The sequence below is a fragment of the Streptomyces sp. G7(2002) genome (genome assembly GCF_028870195.1).
Taxonomy (GTDB): domain Bacteria; phylum Actinomycetota; class Actinomycetes; order Streptomycetales; family Streptomycetaceae; genus Streptomyces; species Streptomyces nigrescens.
The window spans coordinates 7,974,737-7,995,234 of record NZ_CP102609.1 but is presented as its reverse complement, the minus strand read 5'-3'; the positions used below and the strand labels follow the sequence as shown (position 1 = coordinate 7,995,234).

Here is a 20,498-nt window from a genome sequence, read left to right as displayed (position 1 = left end):
CCTCCTGTCGCCCGCACCCCCGCTCAACGTCCACCCGTCCCGCGCGTCGCCCGCCCCAGCGCTCCCCACCGGCAGGAATATTTCACGAGTAAAACACCTGCTAACCTTCTCCGCATGGGGAAGCATGCCAAGCCGTCCGGGAAGAGTGCGTTCGATGCTCCGGGGGGCATGGTGCGCGCCCGGCCCCTGCCGGTCAGGAGCGCCGTGCGACTGCGCCGCCCCGTCGACATCTGGCACAAGCCGGCGCTCAGCGCGGTGGCGGCACTGGCGATCCCCGACCTCACGCTGTGGGCGCTGGGGCGGCTGGATCTGCTCCTTTACACCTCGGCCGGGGCGATGTGCGCCCTGTACGCGCACGGTCTGCCGTACGCCGCCCGCGCCCGCACGCTGGCGTGGGTGGTGCTCGGAATGGTCGCGAGCCTCGGCATCGCGCTGACCGCCGCCTCGTTGATCACCTCGACCGCACTGCTCGTCGTGTGCGCCTCGCTGGTGGCCTCGGTCCACAAGGTGGTCTGTGAGGCGACGCGTATCGGCCCGCCGGGCAACATCATCCTGACCTTTATCGCCGCGTCGGCGTTCTTCGTGCCGCAGCACCCCGGGCAGGTGCCCCTGCACATCGCGCTGGCGCTCGGCGCCGGGGTACTCGCCTGGCTGGTCTGTATGGCTCCGGCGCTGATACGGCCGCAGGGGCCCGAGCGGATCGTTGTCGCCCGCGCGCTGGAGGCGGCCGCGGGGTTGTTGCGTACGGAAGCGGAGGCCGACAGCGGGCAACCGGCCGGGGTGCCGCACGCCCGCCATGCCACCGCGGCCGCGGTGAATGCTGCCTGGCACACGCTGTTCCTGGTCCCGGTGCGTACCCCGGCCAGGGCCGCGGCGCGGGCAGGGCTCGAACGGCTGCTGGTGCGCGCCGAGTCGGCGTTGGGGGATACGGGGCCCGCGATCGAGGCATCCGCCGAGGCCGAGCCGCGCGACGCCCGATTCGCCAAGGCCGAGCCGCGCGACACCCGATCCGCTGAGCCCGAACCGCGCCACACCCGGACCACCGGGCCCGAACCGCGCCACACCCGATCCGCCGAGCCCGAACCGCGCGACGCCCGATTCGCCAAGGCCGAGCCGCGCCACACCCAGTTCGCCGAAGCCGAACCGCGCCACCCCCGATCCGCCGGACCCGAACCGCGCCACACCCGATCCGCCGGGCCCGACCCGAGCGACACCCGGCCCGCCGCGTCCAAGGCCGAGGCCGACCGGCTGGGTGGCTGGGCGCGTGAACTGCGGAGTGGGCGGCCGCTGCCCGAGGTTGTGCTCTCGGCGGCGCAGGCCGAGGAGTTGGCGGGCGTCGCCGCGGAAGAGCCGGGGTCACAGCGGCCGGGGTCGCCGCGTCCGGGGCCACGGCGGCCCGCGCCCGGTCACCCGCGCGGGGTGCGGGCGGTGCTCGCCCGGCTGGCGCCCGGGTCGCCGCTGCTGCCCATCGGCGCGCGGGTCGCCGCCGGGTGTGTGCTGGCGGGCTGGGCATCGATGGCCGTCGGAGTCGGGCATCCGTACTGGGCCGTGGTCACCGCGGCCTCCATCTACCAGGCCAACACCACGCTCTCCTGGCAGCGGGCGCTGCAGCGCACCCTCGGCAATCTGCTCGGGCTGCTCCTCTACACCGCGCTGCTGCCCCTGATGCACCTCGGCCCGCTCGCAATGATCGCGCTCGCGCTGGCCTGCCAGCTCGGCGCGGAGGCCGGTATCACCCGCAACTACTGGCTCGGTTCGGTGTGCGTCACCCCGATGGCGCTGCTGCTGACCGAATTCGGCAGTCCGGTCGCGGCGACGACGCTGATCGCCGACCGCTGGATCGACACCGTGGTGGGCGCGGCAGTGGGCCTGGCCTGCTGCGTGCTGGTCACCAATCGGCGTGCCGCGGACCGTATCGAGGTGGCGCTGGGGCGGGTGGCGGCCGCGGAGGCCGTCGCGTTCGGGCTGCTCGCGGCGGGGCCCACGCCCGGCGCTGACGAAGCCCGGGACATCGGCTGGGCCCGTGACCGGCTGGCGGGATGTCTGGTCGAGCTCCGTGAGGCCGTGGAGGTCGCGGCCGGTGAGTGGTGGCAGCGGCCCCTTCCGGAGGAGCGGATCGCCCACGCCGAACAGCGAGGTCACCGGGCGCTGGCCGGGCTCGTCCGGCGGCTCTCGGCGCCGGCACTCGCCGCCTGACCCGTGCGCCTGCCCGGCACCGTACGGCAGGCACAATGAGCGGCGTACGGCACGGCCGAGAGGAGACTGCGGGTGACCGAGGACATCGTCGCGGGGGTGCTGCGCCAGTGGCAGCAGGTGCACCCCGGGCTGGACACCGGCCCGATGGCGGTGATCGGGCGGCTCAACCGCTGTTCCGCACTGTTGCAGCAGGCGTCGGACGCGCCGCTGCGGAGGGCCGGACTCACCCGTCCCGAGTTCGACATTCTCGGCACCTTGCGCCGGATGGACCGCGAACTGACCCCCGGGCGGGTGGCCCGCGAGACCTTCGCCTCCGGTGCCGCGGTCACCAAACGCGTACGGCAGTTGGAGGAGCGGGGTCTGATCGTCCGTCGCCCCGACGACCGGGACCGCCGCGTCAGCCATCTCTCGCTCACCGACGAGGGGCGCGACACCATCGACCGGCTGCTGCCCGAACAGCTGCGGTACGAGGCGTCGCTGCTCGACGGCATCGGCGATCAGCGACAGGAGGAACTCTCCACGGCGCTGAGCGAGTTGCTGGTGGTTCTGGAGGGGCGGCTCGGCAGCCTGCTGGAGTGAGGAGGGCCGCCATGCTCCGGCCCTGGCAGGAGCATGGCCGCCCGGGCGGGACCGGCGGGCCCGGGAAGGCGTGGCGCGCCCGGGGAGGGCGGGCGACCGGGGAGGACGGGCGGCCGGGCAGGGACAGCGGGACCGCGCAGGCGTGGCGCACCCAGGCAGGACCGGCGGGCCCGGGCAGGACCGGCGGGCCCGCGCAGGCGTGGCGCACCCGGGCAGGGATGGCGCGGCCAGGCAGGGATGGCGGGACCGCGCAAGGACGGCGGGACCCCGCAGGGACGGCGCGCCCGGGCAGGGACGCCGCCCCCGCGCAGCGACAGCGCACCCGGCTCACCCGGCAGACCCAGCCGATCCACCCCCGAACGTCCCGCCCCCCCGAGGCCCCACCCCCACGCGGCTGACCGGCCCTCACGGCTCCAGGCGTGCGATCCGCCCCCGCTCGCCCGCGGCCCAGCAGCCCAGGTCGGGGGCGCAGTCGACGGTGTCGTACGAACCGCTGTCGAAGGTGTGCCAGGTGCGGCCGGCGTCGAGGGTCAGATCGCTGCCGGACGGGCCGACGGCCAGGGCGAGGCGGCGGGAGTGCGGGATCCAGGCGGCGCCGGAGCGGTAGGCCTTCGGGGGCTCGGCGGACGGCGTCCAGGTGGCGCCGGCGTCGTCGCTGACCGCGGCGGCGTGGGGTGAGGGCTGGTCGGGGCGGTAGTCGCCACCGACCGCGAGGGCGTGGCCGCGGTCGCGCACGGCGAGTGCGAAGACGCCCCGCGCCGGGTCGCCCGCGGGCAGCGGGGTGTCGGTGACCGACCAGGTGCGGCCGCGGTCAGCGGTGTGCAGGACGCGGGAGGTGGCCGCACCGCCGGTCGCGATCCAGGCGTCGCGGCTTCCGGAGGAGACCAGGCACTGGCCACTGGCGGCGAATGCGGCCTCGCCCTGCTGGGCCGGCGGCATCCCGTCCGACGGCAGGACCCGCCAACTGCGGCCGCCGTCCGCCGTGGACAGGATGCGGTACTTCCCGTCTACGGGGTCGCTGAGCGCGATGCCGTGCCGCCGGTCGAAGAAGGTCAGGCAGTCGTAGAAGGCCCGTGGGTCGGGGTTGCGGAAGCTTTCGGTCCAGGTGGCGCCCGCGTCATCCGTACGGAAGACGCGCGAGGCCGCCCCCTCCCCGATCGCGAGGACGACCGCGCGGCGCGCATCCAGCGCCTCGATGTCGCGGAACTCCAGCGCCCCGGCACCGGGTGGGGAGATGTTGCTCCAGTGCTTGCCGCCGTCGTGGGTGCGCAGCACAGTGCCTGCCGTGCCGGCGACCCAGGCGGTCGTGCGGCTGACGGCCGCCAGGCCGCGGAAGCGGGCGGTGCTGCCGCTGTCCTTGAGCCGCCAGCCGGCGTGCGGAGTGGTGAGCGAGGCCGCCGACAGCGACCCCCGGGCCGGGGCGTGGGGCGTCGCGGAGGAGACCGTGCGGGCGGTCGTGTGGGAGGCCGTATACGGGGTCGTGTGGGAGGCCGTGTCCGTGGGGGTGTTCATCGGCCGGGCCGCGGCCGCGGGGCCGGCCGCCAGCGCGGCGAGGACCACCGCACCGGTGGTGAGGGTCGCCCGGCGTCCGGCTCCGGGCGGGCGCAGCCCCCGGTTCTCCCCTCGCCCCGAGCCCAGACACAACAAACGTCCCGTGCGTCGCATTTCGCCCCACCCCGCTCTGGTTTTGGGCTGGAAGCTAGCCCAGCCCGACCGCCCCGTCCAGACCGCCGCCCCTCGCTGCCGCCTCTCGCCGCCGACCGTCGTCGCCCGTCGTCGCCCGTTACAGCCCGCACTCCCCGATGCGCCCTCAGTGGCCGGTGGGCCGTGACCATGGGGCGCCAACTCGCCTGACGGGCCGTCAAGTTGAACCTTCGAGGGTCGCACGCGAGCGCCGAGCACACAGCAAAGAGGGCATATACGTACATTCAAAGGCCCGTGACGCAGGTCACATAGGAATCCAATGCACCTGGTCCGATGGCCCGTGCGTCTTAGTGGTCGAAGACTCAATGAACCGCACCGAATGCAAGGGAGCCGGCGATGTCCAGCGTCATCGACCAAGCCGTTCAGGCCCGTCTCATCGCGACCGCTCCCCGGTCGCAGGTGATTCCGGCGAGCCTGCGTTATGACCGCGCCGACCCCTTCGCGGTGCGGTTGGTCTTTCCGCCGGCCGCGTCGCTGGACGGGGCGGAGGTGACCTGGACGTTCGGGCGTGAACTGCTGGAGGAGGGACTGCACGGGGCCGCCGGGGCGGGCGATGTGCAGATCTGGCCGTACGACGACGAGGCCGTGGTGATCGAGTTCCACGCCGTCGGCGGCATGGCGGTGGTGCAGTTCGAGACGCAGGAGCTGAGGGCCTTCCTGACGCAGTCGTACGAGCTCGTCGCGAAGGGCGACGAGGCGCGGCATCTGGACGTCGAGGCCGATCTCGCCGCCCTGCTGCGCGAGGCGTAAGCCACACCCCGTCAGCGCCGGAGCCCGCCCGAAGCCCCGGCGCACGACCACGTCGAGCCGCCCCACGCGAGCCGACCACTCATCTGCGGCACGCCGCCGGCTTCCGACAAGCCGCCGGCCTTCGATATGCCGCCCGCAGTACGGCAGATGCGCCCGCGGTACGGCAGACGCCGCCCCCGTTCACGGTGCGGCCCGGCCGGACGACGCCGGGGCTTCCGCTCCCCGCCCTCCCCCAACCTCGGCTGCCCGATCCGCCCCGCCTCGCGCTGCCCGCACCGCACCGCCTCCCACAGCCCGATCCGCCCCACCTCCCGCAGCCCGTTCCGCCCCGAAGAGATTCTCCAGATGCAGATCCAGCAGCCGTAGTGCGTCCTCGGGATCATGCACACCCAGCAGGACATAGGTGGCGAGCCCCTCGGTCATGCTGATCAGCAGCATCGCCTCGTCCTCGGTGGCGCGCTCCGGCGGCAGTTCGCCGCGGTCCGCGGCCAGCCGCAGCTGGTCGGCGAAGAACGTCCGGAGCGGGGGGATGCCGTTCTTGGCCTCGGCGCGCAGGGCCTCGTCATGGACGGCGCGGGCGTAGTAGGCGGCGCCGACCAGCAGGCCGATGCGGCTCTTCTCGTCCAGCGGCAGCATGCCCGACAGACAGGCCCGCAGCACCTCACGGGGCGTCGGCTCCTCGGCCAGCGACGCGATGCGCTCCCGGATCCGGTCCGCGGCGAGGCGGTTGATGTGCTGGAGGGCGAAGAGCAGCATCTCGTCCCTGGTGCGGAAGTAGTGCTGGAGCCGGCCGAGCGAGATGCCGGCCTCCGCGGCGACATCGCGCAGGCTCGTCCCGTCCAGACCTCGGCTGCCGGCGATCCGCCACAGCGCCTCGGAGATCTCCTGGCGCCGGGCTTCGTGGTCCACCTTCTTGGGCACGGATGACCTCCCTCGTACGGTGCGCGGTCCACGCGCGGGGTCGATTCCGTAGACCCGGCCCGTTTTTACAAGTCGCTTGTACCGTTATAACGTACCGCTACTCAATACGCTTGACTTGGAAACCGGTGACCCTCATGCCCGAGCACGCCGCCCCACTGCTGCGACCACCCCGCCACCGTGTCGACCCCCGGGCCCGCCGCTGGTGGACGCTCCAGGCGCTGCTGACCCTCAGCGGCCCGATGCTGCTCACCGCGCTCATCATGGCGGTCCTGTCCCTGCTCTTCTTCCCGGGCGCGATGCCGTGGCTGGGCCCGTTGCTGCTGGTCGTGCTGGTCCTGCCGGCCCTCGTCTATCTCGTGGTGATGCCGCGGTGGCGGTATGCGGTGCATGCCTGGGAACTGGGCGGCCAGGCGGTCTACGCGGCGGGCGGCTGGTTCTGGCAGAAGCGGCGGATCGCGCCGCTGAGCCGGGTGCAGACGGTGGACACCGTGCGCGGGCCGCTCCAGCGGCGGTACGGGCTGGCGACGGTGACCGTCACCACCGCCTCGACCGCGGGCGACATCAAGATCGCCGGACTGTCCGACGCGGACGCCGAGGAGCTGTCCCAGCGGATCAGCGAGGCCGCACAGGACGTGCCGGGTGATGCCGCATGAGCACGCCACGGGAACCCGGTGCGCCCGGCATGCACCCGGGCGCGTCCGCCGGGTCCGGGCCCGATGCCCCTGTCGAGGAGACACCGTGGCGGCGGCTGGATCCGCGCACCCTTCTCGTGCACTGCGGCTGGATGGCGGCACCGTTCGGTTCGCTGGCGCTGACGGCGCTGGCCACCGGGGGCCGGATCAGCATCGAGGCATGGATCACGCTCGCCGCCCTCACCGCCTCGTTCGCCGTCCTCACCACGCTCGGCCTCATCCGGTGGGCCCGTACGGACTTCCGTATCACCATGCCCCGGCCCGGCAGCGGACCGGGCGGCGCCTCCCCCACCTTCGATGTGCGGAGCGGGCTGCTGACCCGACGGCTGCGCAGTGTGCCGCTGCACCGGATCCGTACCGTCGATCTCACCGCGACACCGATCCACCGGGTGCTGGGCGTCACCGTGTTGCGGGCCGGTACGGCGGGCTCGGGGGACGGCAGCAGTGAACTGTCCCTGGAGGCGCTCGCGGTTGCCGAAGCGGAGCGGCTGCGCACGGAACTGCTCGCCTACGCCGATGCCGAGGCGGTCGCGAACGACCCGGTGGTGGCCCGGATCAGCTGGCGCTGGCTGCGCTACGCACCGCTCACCTTCTGGGTCATCGGCGGGGTGTTCGTGGTGGCCGGAGGGGCCTACCGGGCCCTGGACGGCATCGGCATCGAGCCCTGGAAAATCGGCCTCGTCCAGCAGGCGTTCACCGAATTCGGTACCAGTGCGCTCTGGCTGACGATCCCGGCGGCGCTGCTCGCCATCCTCGCGCTCGGTTCGGTCGGCGCGGTCGTCCTGTACGTCGAGAACTGGTGGAGCTACTGCCTGGAGTGGACCGATTCACGCACGCTGCGGGTGCGCCGCGGGCTGCTCACCACCCGTGCGGTCACCATCGAACGGGCCCGGCTGCGCGGGGTGGTGCTGCGCGAACCGCTGCTGCTGCGGGCCGGCGGCGGCGCGCTGGTGCGTGCGGTGGCGGGTGGTCTGGGCAACCGCGAGGAGAACCGCAAGCGCAGCGGGCTGCTGCCGCCGGCGCCCCGCGCGGAGGCACTGCGGGTGGCGGGCGGCGCACTGCGCTCACCCTTCCCGGGAAGCGCGGCACCGGCGGAGCTGACGCCGCACCCCAAGGTCGCCCTGCGCCGGCGCCGGGTACGTGGGCTGCTGTTCGTGGTCCTGCCGGGCACCGCCGTCCTCGCCGGTCTCGGCGCGGCGTTCACTCCTGTCCTGCTGCACTGTGCATGGATCTACGCGGTGGTCACGACGGCGATATCTCTGTGGCTGGCCCGGGACGCGTACCGCAATCTGGGACACGGCCTGCAGGGCCCGTATCTGGTTGCCCGCTCGGGCACCTTCAGCCGCGACACCGTCGCCCTCCAGCGCGACGCCATCGCCGCCTGGACGTTCTCGACCTCGCCGTTCACCCGCCGGGCCGGTCTGGTCACGCTCACCGCGGCGGTCGCGGCGGGCGAGGACGGCTACCGCATCCCGGACCTCCCGGCCGCCGACGCCCCTGGCTTCGCCACGACGGCGGCCCCGGGAATCCTGGACGAGTTCCTGGTACACCCCGGGCCGGAACACGTTCCGGGACAGCGACTGCGGTAGCGGCAGGCCCCGGTCCGCGCGGGAACACACGGTGTTTGCCGGGCAGTTGGGACGCGGGTGGATACCACCGCTCACGACGGCCGACGCAGCCGACAGCCGGCCGTCGGCAGCCACACGGCAGCTGACGCCTACGCCTACAACGGCGGCCCGTCCACCGAGGACGGGCCGCCTTTCGCGTACGGGCCCGGACGGCCGCTTCGCCCCATGGCGTACCCGACGCGGTTCCGCAACTCCCGCACGGCGGCCGGGTGCAGAGCCGATGCCCGGCAGGGGGCCGCATGACCTGCACACACGCCGCGATGCGGCATGAATCAGCCACCGCCGCAACATGAGATACCTCACACCCGTGTCGCGTGCACGACGAGGCCGGGCACACCGTCCTACTGGACGAGTCTTTGCCCATGACCCGACAGCCGTGAGGGAGCAGCGCGATGAACCCCGTCATCGACCAAGCCGTCCAGGTCCGCCTCATCGCCACCGCCCCCGGCCCGCAGGCGGTTCCCGCGGTGCTGCACTATCAGCCCGCCGACCCGCTGGCGGTGCGGATGTCCTTCCCGCCGGAGATCTCGCTGGACGGCTCGGCGGTGGACTGGGCGTTCGCCCGCGAACTGCTCGACGAGGGGCTGCGGGTGCCGGCCGGGCGGGGCGATGTGCGGGTACGGCCGTCCGGTCCGGACCGCACGGTGATGGAGTTCCACGCGGACGAAGGCATCGCCATGGTCCAGTTGAAGACCGCGGACGTACGGCGGTTCCTCGCCCGCTCCTACGAGGCCGTACCCGCGGGCGCCGAGCCGGCCCACCTCGGTATGGAGCGCGGTCTCGCGGAGCTGTTCGGCGCGGCGTGAGACGGAGAGGGGGAGGGGCGGCGGTATCCGCTACCGCCGCCCCTCCCCCTGCCTCACCGATGCTGCCCGGCGCCCTGGGCGTGCCGGGACAGCACACCTAGCGCTTCGGGAACCCGAACCCGTACCCCTGCTGCTTCATCCACGGCAGCAGCCGCTCCAGCGAGTCGACGGTCCGGGAGCGGTCGCCGCCGCCGTCGTGGAACAGGACCGTCGGGCCGTTGGGGAGTTCGCCGCGCACCGTTGCCTCGATCATGTCGACGGTGCCGCCCTCGAAGTCCTTGCTGTCGACGTTCCAGCCCAGCGGCCGCATGCCGTGGTCCGCGGCCAGCTTCCGGCTGTAGGGCGTGAAGGCGCCGCCGGGGGCGCGGTAGTACTCGACCTGGGTGCCGCCCGCCGCTTCCTCGATCATCTTCTGGGCGTCGAGTATCTGCTGCGACTGGTAGCTCTCCGACTCGTGATCCATACCGGTGTTGTGGCTCATGGTGTGGTCGCAGAGCTTGTGCCCCGCGGCCACCACCTTCTTGACCAGGTCGGGGTGCGCCTTGGCCTGCGGGCCGATCATGCAGAAGACCGCTTTGACGTCATGCCGCTTCAGCACCTCCAGCACCTTCGGGGTCCAGACCGGGTCCGGGCCGTCGTCGATGGTGATGTTCAGGCTGCGGCCGGGGCGGTCCGAGACGTGCACGATGGAGGGGTCGACCGGGACGACCCGGGGCGCCTTCTTGGGCTGCTCGGCGTTGTCCGCCGCACTGGAGTCCGTGCCGGCCCCGGAGAAGACGAGCGCCCCCGCGGCCGCGAGTGCCACGACAGCCGCCGCGGCCACTCCGATGATGCCGCTCTCTTTACCGAAGCCCCGTGCCATCCCGATTCCCGTCCCTCGTACCGTGCTCGTGTGCGTTCCGACCGGCGGTGGGTGCTGCACTCGCACCGCCTTGCACCACGACAGATGCACCAGGGATCGAGCAGGCTGCTCCTGTTACGGATCCATCATGAAACTTATTGATACTGGACCCATGCCACGTGTACTTCTGATCGAGGACGACGCCGCCGTACGGGACGGAGTGACCCTCGCGCTACGGCGGCGCGGCCACGAAGTGGCCGCCGCGGCCAGCGGCGAGGAGGGTCTCGATGTCCTGCCGGGTTTCCGTCCGGACATCGTGCTGCTGGATCTGATGCTCCCCGGCAAGGACGGCTTCGAGGTCTGCCGGCTGATCCGCGCCGACCGGCAGTTGCCGATCATCATGCTGACCGCCCGTGGCGACGACCTCGATGTGGTGCTCGGGCTGGAGGCCGGGGCCGACGACTACATCATCAAGCCGGCCCGCGGTGAGGTCCTCGAAGCCCGCATCCGTGCCGTGCTGCGCCGTACCGCACTGCCGGCCGACGGCACGCCGGCCGCCGCCGAGCCGGGCCCGGCCCCGGTCGAGACCTACGGCGAACTCGCCATAGACCGCGCCGGTCTGGTCGTCGGCAAGGGTGGCCAGGACCTGGCCCTGGCCCCCTCGGAGATGAAACTGCTGCTGTTCCTGTCCGCCACCCCCGGGCAGGTCTTCAGCCGCCAGCAGCTGCTGGAGCAGGTGTGGGAGCACAGCTACCACGGCGACGCGCGGCTGGTCGACGCCTGTGTCATGCGGCTGCGGACGAAGATAGAGGACACCCCGCGCAGCCCCCGTTACGTCCAGACCGTGCGCGGCTTCGGCTACCGCTTCGGACCCCTGTGAAGCGCCCCCGCCGCTGGGCGGACCTCCCCCGCCTCCGGCACGGGAACCCCCAGCTGCTGCGTGGACTACGGGCCCGGCTCGTCGTGGGATTCCTGGTGGTGGCCGCGGTCAGTGCGCTGACCACCGCGCTGCTGACCTACCAGGAGGCCCGTAACGCCATCCTCCAGAGCTCCCAGGACACCGCCGTCAACGATCTGCGGGCGCAGGTCAATTCGCTGGCGCCCGAGCTCCCGGTGCCGCCGGCCCAGGCGGACCTGGACTCCCTCCGGGTCCAGCTGGAGCGCTCCGGACAGCCGCGGGACTGGGACATTTCGGTGCGGTACCGCGGAATGCGGGACAGCGGCGCGGGGAGCACGCGGAGCAACCTCGTGATGCCGGCCGCCTTCACGAGTTCGGTGGAGAAGCGCCATGTACCGGTCTTCCAGCGTGTGACCCGCGACGGGAGTCCCTCCCTGCTGATCGGGATGCCGGTGCGGCAGACCGACGGCAAGGCCTCCGCGCTCTCCGTCTATGCCCAGGTTCCGCTGGACGACGAGGAGGCCAACATCGAGGCGCTGGTGGCCGCCGCCCAGCGGGGCGCGCTGCCGGTGCTGGTGCTGACCGTGATCCCGGCGCTGCTCGCCGCGCGCGGTGTGCTCCGGCCCGTACGGGGGCTGCGGCAGGCCGCCGGGCGGATCGCCGAGGGCAAGCTGGACACCCGGCTGGAGGTCAAGGGCGCCGATGAACTCGCCGATCTGTCCCGGACGTTCAACGACATGGCGGCCCGGCTGGAGGAGAGCATGGCCGAGCTGCGCCGGCTGGAGTCCAACGCCCGGCGGTTCGCTGCTGATGTGTCGCACGAGCTGCGGACACCGCTCGCGGCGATGACCGCGGTCACCGATGTGCTCGACGAGGACGCCGACTCCCTCGACCCCGACACCGCCTCCGCGGTCCGGCTGATCAGCCAGGAGACCGGGAAGCTGGCGCGGATGGTGGAGGACCTGATGGAGGTCTCGCGGTTCGACGCGGGAGCCGCGGCGCTCCATCTCGACGAGGTGGACGTCGCCGAGACCATCCGCAAGACCCTGCAGGCCAGGGCCTGGCAGAAGCGGGTGACGGCGGAGCTTCCGGCCGACGTACGGGCCCGGCTCGATCCGCGGCGGCTCGATGTGGTGGTCGCCAACCTGGTCGGCAATGCCCTGCACCACGGCGGCGAACCGGTCCGGGTGCGGCTGCACGCCCCGGAGCCGGGCGCGGACCGGCTGCTGATCGAGATCTCCGACAGCGGGCCCGGTATCGACCCCGAGGTGCTGCCGCACGTCTTCGAGCGCTTCTACAAGGCGGACTCCGCCCGCGCCCGTTCGGAGGGCAGTGGCCTGGGTCTGGCCATCGCGATGGAGAACGTACGGTTGCACGGCGGCGTCATGCGCGCCGCCAACTCCCCCGAGGGCGGTGCGGTGTTCACGGTGGATCTGCCGCTGCGCCACGGCGAGCCGGCCGGGTCGGCGGCCGAGAGGGCGGCCGACCCGCCGGACGCCCCCTGGGCGGGCGAGGAGACCGCGGACGACAACCGGGACGGCACGCGTCCCGAAGCCGGAGAAGAGAACCACATATGAGCGCCACGAACGCCCTGAACGCCCTGCGTGCGGTGCGGGCCCGGCGGCTCGTCCTGGGCGGTGTGCTCACCGGGGCGCTGGCCGGCGCCCTCTCCGGGGCGCTGGCGGGCTGCGGTATCGCGCCCACCGATGTCATCGACGCCGGCGAGCCCGCCACCGGAGTGAAGTCGCCGGGCCAGCCCGACGCCGATGTCCAGCTGTTCTTCTACGGGCCTTCCGGACTGCGCTCAGCGACCCGGCCGGCGAAGACACCGGCCGAGCCGGAGGAGGCCCTCCGGCTGCTCATGAAGGGGCCGAACCACGCGGAGCGGATGCGCGGCCTGACCAGTGTGCTGCCGAAGTTCCTCGCCGCGCCGACCGCCGAGACCCGCGAGGGCGCCGTCGTGATCACCCTGCCGCTGGGCGTCGAGCTGCTGGACTCCGCCTCGCTGAACCAGCTGGTGTGCACCGCCGCCAACGCCCGGGTGCCCGGGGACAAGCCGCCGGGGCAGGTCACCGTGACGCTCGTGAGCAAGGCCGACAAGGTCGGCCCCATGGTGTGCGGCGGCAACAACGCCTTTCCCGTCGTCGAGCCGAGCCCGACCCGTCCCGCCGACGCGGGCGGGTCCGGGGCGGGCGAGGCCGGCAGGGAGCCGGACCCGACGGGCTGAACCGCCACGGGCCGCCCCTCGCGCCCCGGCTCCGCGTTACCGTGAAAGCAGGAACGCACCTTCCTGGCACGCCGCCCGGTGCGGACCGGCCGAAAGGTCCCTGAACCCTCGGGAGACGCACGCGATGACCGAGCGCAAACCCCCCGGTGTCACCTTCGAGACCTGGATCGACAAGCAGATCCGCGAGGCGGCGGAGCGCGGCGACTTCGCCGGTCTCGCGGGCGCCGGCAAGCCCCTCCCCCACCTCGACCAGCCGTATGACGAGATGTGGTGGATCAAGGAAAAGATGCACCGGGAGCACCTCTCCTACCTGCCGCCGACCCTCGCCCTGCGCAAGGAGGCGGAGGACGCCCTGGAGGCCGCGGCCGCCGCTCCCACCGAGGCGGCGCTGCGCCGCATCCTGACGGCGGTCAATGAGCGCATCAGCGCGGCGCTCCGCACCCCCCTCGAAGGCCCGCCGCTGAACCTCGTGCCGTTCGACATCGACGAGGTGGCCCGCAAGTGGCGGGAGCAGCAAGGGAGTTGAACGACCGGAGGCCGACCGTCCGACCGGACCGGCCGCCGGACCGCGCGCCCCGGCTCACCGCCCGGCGGGGCCCATCCGGATCCGCAGGAACCGCGGCCGGTACAGATCCACATCGCCGTTGAGCCGGGGGTCGGCCGGGACGCCGGGCGGACCGAGCCAATTGATGTCGTAGCTGAGCACGAGCGCGCCGTCCGCGGTGAATTCGGGATGCGCCTGCGGGTTGTAGGCGGCGACGTACTGCGGGTCGGCGGCCGGCGGGCGGGGCGGGGTGAGCCGGCCGTTCGGCCCGTGCCAGGGGCCGTGGGGCGAGCAGGACCAGTAGCTGGTGAGGGACCGCATCCCGGCCGCGCCGCCGCCCCCGGTGTCCATGGTGATCAGCACCCAGGCGGGGCCGTCGCGGACGACGGTGAAGGCGCTGCCCACGCCGCGCCGGCCGCCGTCCCGCAGCACCGGCGCGGCCCGCCCGGCCCGCCGCTGCCAGTGGGCGCCGTCCCAGAACCGCCAGCTTCCGCGGTCCCCGAGCCGCCCGGCCGGGACCCGGGCGAGATAGGCGCTGGAGGCCGGTGACGACGGCGGGTCGTCGCTGCCGAAGACATAGGTCCAGCCGCCGTCGCGGACCGCCGCCGCACCATAGAGGACCCGCCGGCCCGGGTCCGCCGAGCTCGGGCCGACGGCCGGTGTGATGCCTTCCAGGCGCAGGCCGGGGAGCGAGAGCGTGGCGACCTCGGTGCCGCGCGGCAGGCCGAAGATCCACGGTCCGGTGCCGGGGGCGCGGTTCCACAGCAGGACACGGACCACTTTTTCGGGCGATCCCGGGCTGCGGGGCTCCACGCTCGCGCGGACCGGCCAGCGCCAGCCGCCGCCGGGCGGGTCGGGGAAGAACGGTCCGGGGGCCGCCGCGGTGCCGCCGGTCAGGGTGCGCTCCAGGCGGCCCGAACGGGACATCACCACGGCGGAGTTGTGCCGCAGGAACGGGGTGCCGCCGGTGTCGGTGGTGCGCCAACGGCGGTTCTCCCCTTGTGGGTTGGGCGGTGCCTGGACGCGGTCGAGGAAGGTGTCGGAGAAGAGCCAGAGCGTCCGGCCGTCGGGGAGCCGCACCGAGTGGGTGCCGTCGCCGCCGGTCCAGTCGTCCGTCCGGGTGTTGTCATTGCCGTAACGGGCGAATTCCGCGGTATGCCGGGAATCGGCGGACCAGGAGGTGATCCGGCGTCCGGTGCAGTCCGCGGCGCGGCCGGGGGCGCCGGCCCGTGGAAGGGCCAAGAGGAGCGCGGCGACGGCCAGCAGCAGCGTGGCGGCGGTCACGGTGCGGGTCAGCGGCGCCTTGGGCATCGCGCTCCTCGGTCGGGTGCCGCGCCCACCGTACTGAACCTGCGCCGACGCCCCGGCCGAGGCGCGGCCCGTGGGTCACATGATGACTCCGCGCGATACGGGCGACCCGCCCCACCTGCCCCATCCGGCCCATGGATATCAACATTTCTGCGCGGTCAACGAGTGCAACGTCACAGCTGGAGCCCCTGCTCCAGCTAACGGTCGTTCGCCTAGCCTGCTGCCATGACCGCCGAGTCCCCCGAACTCCCCCTGGCCGCAGCCTTCCCGGATGCCGACCGCGCACAGTGGCAGCGCCTCGTCGAAGGCGTGCTGCGCAAATCGGGCGTCGCAGAGGCAACGGGCGCCGCCGCCGAGGACACGCTCGCCACCGATCTCCAGGACGGCATCCGCGTCCGCCCGCTCTACACCGCCGAGGACGGTACGGCCGCCCCGGGCCACCCGGGCTTCCCGCCGTTCGTACGGGCCGGCCGGCCCGAGGGCACGACCGTCGCCGGGTGGGACGTACGCCAGCGCCATGTCCACACCGATCCGCGGCGCGCCAATGAATCGGTCCTGGCCGATCTGGAGAACGGCGTCACCTCGGTCTGGCTGACCGTCGGCGACGGCGGGGTGCCGGTGGCCGGTCTGGAGCAGGCGCTGCAGGGGGTCTATCTGGACCTGGCCGCGGTGGTGCTGGACGCGGGCGCCGATTTCGCGGCGGCCGCCGAGGAGTTGCTGCGGCTGTACACCGCGTCCGGTGCGCCGGTGCGCGAGGCCGCCGGCTGCCTGGGCGCCGACCCGCTCGGTCTGCTGGCCCGTACGGGCGACGACGCCAAGCTGCGCGTCCAGTTGGAGTCGGCCGCCCGGATGGCCGCGCGCTGCTCCGCCGAGGCACCCGGTGTGCGGGCACTGGCCGTCGATGCGCTGGCCTACCACGAGGCGGGCGGTTCCGCCGCCGAGGAGCTGGGCACCTCGCTGGCCACCGGCGTCGCCTATCTGCGGCAGCTGACGGATTCCGGCCTCGGCATCGACGACGCCTGCCGGCAGCTGGAGTTCCGCTATGCCGCCACCGCCGACCAGTTCCTGACGATCGCCAAGCTGCGCGCGGCCCGCCGGCTGTGGGCGCGGGTCGCCGAGGTGTGCGGGGCCTCCCCCGCCGCGTCCGCGCAGCGCCAGCACGCCGTCACCTCCACGGTGATGATGACCCGTCGGGACCCGTGGGTGAACATGCTGCGCACCACGGTCGCCGGGCTGTCCGCGGGAGTGGGCGGCGCCGACGCGGTGACGGTGCTGCCGTTCGACGCCGCCCTGGGCCTGCCCGACGCGTTCGCCCGCCGGATCGCCCGGAACACCCAGTCCGTGCTGCTGGAGGAGTCGCATCTGTCGAAGGTGATCGACCCGGCGGGCGGCTCCTGGTACGTGGAGAGCCTCACCGATGAGCTGGCCCGTGCGGCCTGGGCGTGGTTCCAGGAGATCGAGGGGGCCGGCGGCCAGGCCGCGGCACTGCGCTCCGGGATGATCGCCGGCCGGCTGGCCGAGACCTGGGAGCGCCGTACCGAGGACCTCGCCCACCGGCGCGAACCGATCACCGGGGTCAGCGAGTTCCCGCACCTCGCCGAGCCGCCGGTGAACCGCGAGCCGGCGCCCGCGCCGATCGGCGGCGGGCTGCCGCGGGTGCGCAGGGACGATACGTTCGAGCGGCTGCGGTCGCGCTCCGATGCGCATCTGGCGGCGAGCGGCGCCCGCCCCAAGGTCTTCCTGGCCGCGCTGGGCCCGGTCGCGACACACACCGCGCGGGTGGCGTTCGCCGCCAATCTGTTCCAGGCGGGCGGCATCGAGACGGTCGCCGAACCCGCGCCGGTGGATGCGGAGTCGGTGGCCGAGGCGTTCGCCCGCAGTGGCGCGCGGATCGCCTGTCTGTGCGCGGGCGACGCGGTGTACGGCGAGCAGGGGGCGGCCGTGGCGGCCGCGCTGAAGTCGGCGGGGGCGCTGCGGGTGCACCTGGCCGGCAAGCCGCGCGGGCAGCGGGACGAATTGGTAGCGGCAGGCGTGGACTCCTTCGTCTTCACGGGCTGCGACGCGGTCGAGGTGCTGTCCTCGGCCCTGGATGTCATGGAGGTGGCGTGATGGAGGAGACGACGCAGCAGACGGGCGCCGTCGGCGGGCCGCCGCACGGTTCCTCGGCGCCCGAGGGCGCCATCCCGGACTTCAGCACGGTCGAACTCGGGGGCCCGGCCACCACGGACGCCGCCGGCGGGGCCGGGGAGTGGGCCGCGGCCGTACAGCAGGCCACCGGCAAGGGCGTGGCGGATCTGACGTGGGAGACGCCGGAAGGCATCGACGTCAAGCCGCTGTACACCGAGGCGGACCTCGACGGTCTGGACTTCCTGGGGACCTACCCGGGCATCACGCCGTATCTGCGCGGCCCGTACCCGACGATGTACGTCAACCAGCCCTGGACGATCCGGCAGTACGCGGGCTTCTCCACCGCCGAGGAGTCCAACGCCTTCTACCGGCGCAATCTCGCCGCCGGCCAGAAGGGCCTGTCGGTCGCCTTCGACCTGCCCACGCACCGCGGCTACGACAGCGACCACCCCCGGGTGACCGGCGATGTCGGCATGGCGGGCGTCGCGATCGACTCGATCTATGACATGCGGCAGCTCTTCGAGGGCATCCCGCTGGACAAGATGACCGTGTCGATGACGATGAACGGCGCGGTGCTTCCGGTGCTGGCGCTCTACATCGTGGCCGCGGAGGAACAGGGCGTACCGCCCGAGAAGTTGGCCGGGACCATCCAGAACGACATCCTCAAGGAGTTCATGGTCCGCAACACCTACATCTATCCGCCGCAGCCCTCGATGCGGATCATCTCCGACATCTTCGCGTACACCTCGCAGAAGATGCCGCGCTACAACTCCATCTCGATCTCCGGCTATCACATCCAGGAAGCGGGCGCGACGGCCGACCTGGAGCTGGCGTACACCCTGGCCGACGGGGTGGAGTACCTGCGCGCGGGCATCGCGGCGGGCATGGACGTGGACTCCTTCGCCCCGCGCCTCTCCTTCTTCTGGGCGATCGGCATGAACTTCTTCATGGAGATCGCCAAGCTGCGGGCGGCCCGGCTGCTGTGGGCGCGCCTGGTGCAGCGCTTCGAGCCGAAGAACCCCAAGTCCCTTTCGCTGCGCACCCATTCGCAGACCTCGGGCTGGTCGCTGACCGCGCAGGACGTGTTCAACAACGTCACGCGGACGTGTGTGGAGGCGATGGCCGCCACCCAGGGGCACACCCAGTCCCTGCACACCAACGCCCTCGACGAGGCCCTCGCGCTGCCCACCGACTTCTCCGCCCGTATCGCCCGCAACACCCAGCTGTTCCTGCAGCAGGAGTCGGGCACCTGCCGGGTCATCGACCCGTGGGGCGGCAGTGCGTACGTCGAGAAGCTCACCCACGATCTGGCGCAGCGGGCCTGGCAGCACATCGAGGAGGTCGAGGCGGCCGGCGGGATGGCCAAGGCCATCGACGCGGGCATCCCCAAGCTGCGGGTGGAGGAGGCCGCGGCCCGTACCCAGGCGCGGATCGACTCGGGGCGGCAGGCGCTGATCGGCGTCAACAAGTACCGGGTGGAGACCGACGAGGAGATCGAGGTCCTCAAGGTCGACAACTCCTCGGTGCGCGCCCAGCAGATCGAGAAGCTCAAGCGGCTGCGCGCCGAGCGTGACGAGGACGCCTGCCGGACGGCGCTGGAGGCGCTGACCGCGGCGGCCAAGTCCGGTGCCGGTGAGGGGCTGGAGGGCAATCTGCTGGCGCTGGCGGTGGACGCGGCCCGCGCCATGGCGACCGTCGGTGAGATCTCGGACGCACTGGAGTCGGTCTACGGGCGGCACTCCGGCCAGATCCGTACGATCTCCGGTGTGTACCGAGACGAAGCGGGCCCCTCCTCCGGTGTGGAGCGCACCCGGGCGCTGGTGGCCGAGTTCGAGCGTGCCGAGGGCCGCCGGCCGCGCATCCTGGTGGCCAAGATGGGCCAGGACGGCCATGACCGTGGCCAGAAGGTGATCGCCACGGCCTTTGCCGACCTGGGCTTCGACGTGGATGTCGGCCCGCTGTTCCAGACGCCGGCCGAGGTGGCCCGCCAGGCGGTGGAGGCGGACGTCCATATCGTCGGGGTGTCCTCGCTGGCCGCCGGTCACCTCACCTTGGTGCCCGCGCTGAAGGAGGCGCTGGCGGCGGAGGACCGCGAGGACATCACGATCGTGGTGGGCGGGGTGATCCCGCCGCAGGATGTGCAGCCGCTGCGGGACATGGGCGCCGCCGCGGTCTTCCTGCCCGGCACGGTCATCCCCGAGGCCGCCCACGATCTGGTGCGGGACCTGGCGTCGGTCCTCGGCCACGAGCTCTGAGCGGGGGGTCATGCCTGCGACGATCGATGTCGAACGGTACGCCGAGGGCGTCCGGGCGGGTTCCCGTGCCTGGATCGCCCGCGCCGTCACCCTGGTCGAGTCCACCCGCCCGGACCACCGGGCGGCGGCCCAGCGGCTGCTGATCGAGCTGCTGCCGTACTCCGGCTCGGCCCGCAGAGTGGGCATCAGCGGGGTGCCGGGTGTCGGCAAGTCGACCTTCATCGACGCGCTCGGCACACTGCTGACCGGGATGGGACACCGGGTGGCGGTGCTCGCCGTCGACCCGTCCTCCAGCCGTACCGGCGGCTCCATCCTGGGCGACAAGACCAGGATGGAGCGGCTGGCGACCGACCCGGCGGCGTTCGTCCGGCCCTCCCCGACGTCCGGCACGCTGGGCGGGGTGGCACGGGCCACCCGGGAGTCCATCGTGGTGATGGAGGCGGCGGGCTATGACGTGATCCTGGTGGAGACGGTCGGCGTCGGCCAGTCCGAGACCACCGTCGCGGGCATGGTCGACACCTTTCTGCTGCTGACCCTGGCGCGCACCGGCGACCAGCTCCAGGGCATCAAGAAGGGCGTGCTGGAGCTGGCGGACCTGGTCTCCGTCAACAAGGCCGACGGCCCGCACGAGCGCGACGCCCGCTCCGCGGCCCGCGAACTGGCCGGTGCGCTACGGCTGTTGCAGCCGCCGGACGCGGCCTGGACCCCGCCCGTGCTGACCTGCAGCGCCCGCGAGGGCACCGGTCTGAAGGGCGTCTGGGAGCGGATCGAGCAGCACCGCACCCTGCTGGAGTCCACGGGGGCGCTGGCCGAGCGGCGCCGTACCCAGCAGGTCGACTGGACCTGGTCGATGGTGCGCGAGCGGCTGATCGACCGCCTCCAGGAGCACCCCGAGGTGCGCCGGCTGGGTCCGGAGGTCGAACGCGCGGTGCGCGACGGCGAGATCACCGCGACACTGGCCGCCGAACGCCTGCTGACGGCCTTCGGCCTGGCGGACCGGGCGCCGGGAGAGGCGTAGGGCC

At 73.0% G+C, this 20,498-nt stretch carries 17 protein-coding genes; 13 read left to right on the top strand and 4 right to left on the bottom strand.

Going from position 1 to position 20,498, the window contains the following annotated elements; genetic code table 11:
- Positions 1-114 precede the first annotated feature (114 nt).
- Together NUT86_RS34300 and NUT86_RS34295 are read left to right on the top strand one after the other, a co-directional pair.
- Complete coding sequence (locus tag NUT86_RS34300) at positions 115-2,196, top strand: FUSC family protein (RefSeq protein ID WP_446750802.1); 2,082 nt, start codon at positions 115-117, stop codon at positions 2,194-2,196.
- Between the two features lie 72 nt (positions 2,197-2,268).
- Positions 2,269-2,775, top strand: coding sequence for a MarR family winged helix-turn-helix transcriptional regulator (locus NUT86_RS34295; RefSeq protein WP_018090570.1), 507 nt, complete (start codon positions 2,269-2,271; stop codon positions 2,773-2,775).
- A gap of 405 nt (positions 2,776-3,180) precedes the next feature.
- Here NUT86_RS34295 and NUT86_RS34290 read toward each other — a convergent pair whose 3' ends face one another.
- A complete protein-coding gene (locus NUT86_RS34290; RefSeq protein WP_274739228.1) occupies positions 3,181-4,440 on the bottom strand; it encodes a WD40/YVTN/BNR-like repeat-containing protein in 1,260 nt (419 codons plus the stop codon).
- Between the two features lie 375 nt (positions 4,441-4,815).
- Between NUT86_RS34290 and NUT86_RS34285 the strand changes: the two genes are divergently transcribed.
- Complete coding sequence (locus tag NUT86_RS34285; protein ID WP_109894410.1) at positions 4,816-5,229, top strand: SsgA family sporulation/cell division regulator; 414 nt, start codon at positions 4,816-4,818, stop codon at positions 5,227-5,229.
- A gap of 180 nt (positions 5,230-5,409) precedes the next feature.
- Here NUT86_RS34285 and NUT86_RS34280 read toward each other — a convergent pair whose 3' ends face one another.
- Entirely contained in the window at positions 5,410-6,150 is a 741-nt protein-coding gene (locus NUT86_RS34280; protein WP_274739226.1) for a TetR/AcrR family transcriptional regulator, read from the bottom strand.
- Between the two features lie 134 nt (positions 6,151-6,284).
- On the opposite strand from NUT86_RS34280, the gene NUT86_RS34275 reads away from it, so the two are divergent.
- From NUT86_RS34275 to NUT86_RS34265, 3 genes are all read left to right on the top strand, one after another.
- Positions 6,285-6,803 (top strand): PH domain-containing protein, encoded by a 519-nt coding sequence (locus NUT86_RS34275; protein WP_109896709.1) that lies wholly within the window; start codon positions 6,285-6,287, stop codon positions 6,801-6,803.
- Positions 6,800-8,431 (top strand): PH domain-containing protein, encoded by a 1,632-nt coding sequence (locus tag NUT86_RS34270; protein ID WP_381680783.1) that lies wholly within the window; start codon positions 6,800-6,802, stop codon positions 8,429-8,431. Before NUT86_RS34275 ends, NUT86_RS34270 begins: the two co-directional genes overlap by 4 nt.
- A gap of 431 nt (positions 8,432-8,862) precedes the next feature.
- Positions 8,863-9,276 carry an SsgA family sporulation/cell division regulator gene (locus NUT86_RS34265; RefSeq protein WP_018090564.1) on the top strand — a complete coding sequence of 138 codons (414 nt, stop codon included), beginning with the start codon at positions 8,863-8,865 and terminating at the stop codon, positions 9,274-9,276.
- Between the two features lie 97 nt (positions 9,277-9,373).
- Here the strand turns inward: NUT86_RS34265 and NUT86_RS34260 are convergent, their stop codons facing one another.
- The gene (locus NUT86_RS34260) at positions 9,374-10,138 is read right to left on the bottom strand and encodes a polysaccharide deacetylase family protein (RefSeq protein ID WP_274739225.1); all 765 of its coding nucleotides are present in this window, start codon (positions 10,136-10,138) and stop codon (positions 9,374-9,376) included.
- Between the two features lie 151 nt (positions 10,139-10,289).
- Between NUT86_RS34260 and NUT86_RS34255 the strand changes: the two genes are divergently transcribed.
- The 4 genes from NUT86_RS34255 to NUT86_RS34240 all read left to right on the top strand — a co-directional run bounded on the left by NUT86_RS34255 (position 10,290) and on the right by NUT86_RS34240 (position 13,768).
- On the top strand, positions 10,290-10,997 hold the full coding sequence (locus tag NUT86_RS34255; protein ID WP_018090562.1) for a response regulator transcription factor: 708 nt from the start codon (positions 10,290-10,292) through the stop codon (positions 10,995-10,997).
- A complete protein-coding gene (locus NUT86_RS34250) occupies positions 10,994-12,592 on the top strand; it encodes a sensor histidine kinase (protein ID WP_159485074.1) in 1,599 nt (532 codons plus the stop codon). The genes NUT86_RS34255 and NUT86_RS34250 overlap by 4 nt, the downstream gene beginning before the upstream one ends.
- The gene (locus tag NUT86_RS34245) at positions 12,589-13,242 is read left to right on the top strand and encodes a GerMN domain-containing protein (RefSeq protein ID WP_159485076.1); all 654 of its coding nucleotides are present in this window, start codon (positions 12,589-12,591) and stop codon (positions 13,240-13,242) included. Before NUT86_RS34250 ends, NUT86_RS34245 begins: the two co-directional genes overlap by 4 nt.
- Positions 13,243-13,366: 124 nt before the next feature.
- Entirely contained in the window at positions 13,367-13,768 is a 402-nt protein-coding gene (locus tag NUT86_RS34240) for a DnaJ family domain-containing protein (RefSeq protein ID WP_274739224.1), read from the top strand.
- Between the two features lie 54 nt (positions 13,769-13,822).
- Here the strand turns inward: NUT86_RS34240 and NUT86_RS34235 are convergent, their stop codons facing one another.
- A complete protein-coding gene (locus NUT86_RS34235; protein WP_274739222.1) occupies positions 13,823-15,097 on the bottom strand; it encodes a DUF4185 domain-containing protein in 1,275 nt (424 codons plus the stop codon).
- Positions 15,098-15,319: 222 nt separating this feature from the next.
- On the opposite strand from NUT86_RS34235, the gene mutA reads away from it, so the two are divergent.
- The 3 genes from mutA to meaB are packed head-to-tail and all read left to right on the top strand — an operon-like array spanning position 15,320 to position 20,494.
- A complete protein-coding gene (gene mutA / locus NUT86_RS34230) occupies positions 15,320-17,203 on the top strand; it encodes a methylmalonyl-CoA mutase small subunit (protein WP_093645440.1) in 1,884 nt (627 codons plus the stop codon).
- On the top strand, positions 17,203-19,476 hold the full coding sequence (gene scpA / locus NUT86_RS34225) for a methylmalonyl-CoA mutase (protein WP_202466029.1): 2,274 nt from the start codon (positions 17,203-17,205) through the stop codon (positions 19,474-19,476). Before mutA ends, scpA begins: the two co-directional genes overlap by 1 nt.
- Positions 19,477-19,486: 10 nt before the next feature.
- Positions 19,487-20,494: a methylmalonyl Co-A mutase-associated GTPase MeaB gene (gene meaB, locus NUT86_RS34220; RefSeq protein WP_148589555.1), complete on the top strand. Its 1,008-nt coding sequence runs from the start codon at positions 19,487-19,489 to the stop codon at positions 20,492-20,494.
- Positions 20,495-20,498: the final 4 nt, after the last annotated feature.

What these genes read in the sequence shown, in the direction of transcription:
- NUT86_RS34300 (WP_446750802.1), top strand. Translation starts at nt 115, where the DNA reads ATGGGGAAGCATGCCAAGCCGTCCGGGAAGAGTGCGTTCGATGCTCCG.
- NUT86_RS34285 (WP_109894410.1), top strand. Translation starts at nt 4,816, where the DNA reads ATGTCCAGCGTCATCGACCAAGCCGTTCAGGCCCGTCTCATCGCGACC.
- scpA (WP_202466029.1), top strand. Translation starts at nt 17,203, where the DNA reads ATGGAGGAGACGACGCAGCAGACGGGCGCCGTCGGCGGGCCGCCGCAC.
- NUT86_RS34245 (WP_159485076.1), top strand. Translation starts at nt 12,589, where the DNA reads ATGAGCGCCACGAACGCCCTGAACGCCCTGCGTGCGGTGCGGGCCCGG.
- mutA (WP_093645440.1), top strand. Translation starts at nt 15,320, where the DNA reads ATGACCGCCGAGTCCCCCGAACTCCCCCTGGCCGCAGCCTTCCCGGAT.
- NUT86_RS34275 (WP_109896709.1), top strand. Translation starts at nt 6,285, where the DNA reads ATGCCCGAGCACGCCGCCCCACTGCTGCGACCACCCCGCCACCGTGTC.
- NUT86_RS34255 (WP_018090562.1), top strand. Translation starts at nt 10,290, where the DNA reads ATGCCACGTGTACTTCTGATCGAGGACGACGCCGCCGTACGGGACGGA.
- NUT86_RS34290 (WP_274739228.1), bottom strand. Translation starts at nt 4,440, where the DNA reads ATGCGACGCACGGGACGTTTGTTGTGTCTGGGCTCGGGGCGAGGGGAG.
- NUT86_RS34270 (WP_381680783.1), top strand. Translation starts at nt 6,800, where the DNA reads ATGAGCACGCCACGGGAACCCGGTGCGCCCGGCATGCACCCGGGCGCG.
- NUT86_RS34260 (WP_274739225.1), bottom strand. Translation starts at nt 10,138, where the DNA reads ATGGCACGGGGCTTCGGTAAAGAGAGCGGCATCATCGGAGTGGCCGCG.
- NUT86_RS34235 (WP_274739222.1), bottom strand. Translation starts at nt 15,097, where the DNA reads ATGCCCAAGGCGCCGCTGACCCGCACCGTGACCGCCGCCACGCTGCTG.
- meaB (WP_148589555.1), top strand. Translation starts at nt 19,487, where the DNA reads ATGCCTGCGACGATCGATGTCGAACGGTACGCCGAGGGCGTCCGGGCG.
- NUT86_RS34240 (WP_274739224.1), top strand. Translation starts at nt 13,367, where the DNA reads ATGACCGAGCGCAAACCCCCCGGTGTCACCTTCGAGACCTGGATCGAC.
- NUT86_RS34265 (WP_018090564.1), top strand. Translation starts at nt 8,863, where the DNA reads ATGAACCCCGTCATCGACCAAGCCGTCCAGGTCCGCCTCATCGCCACC.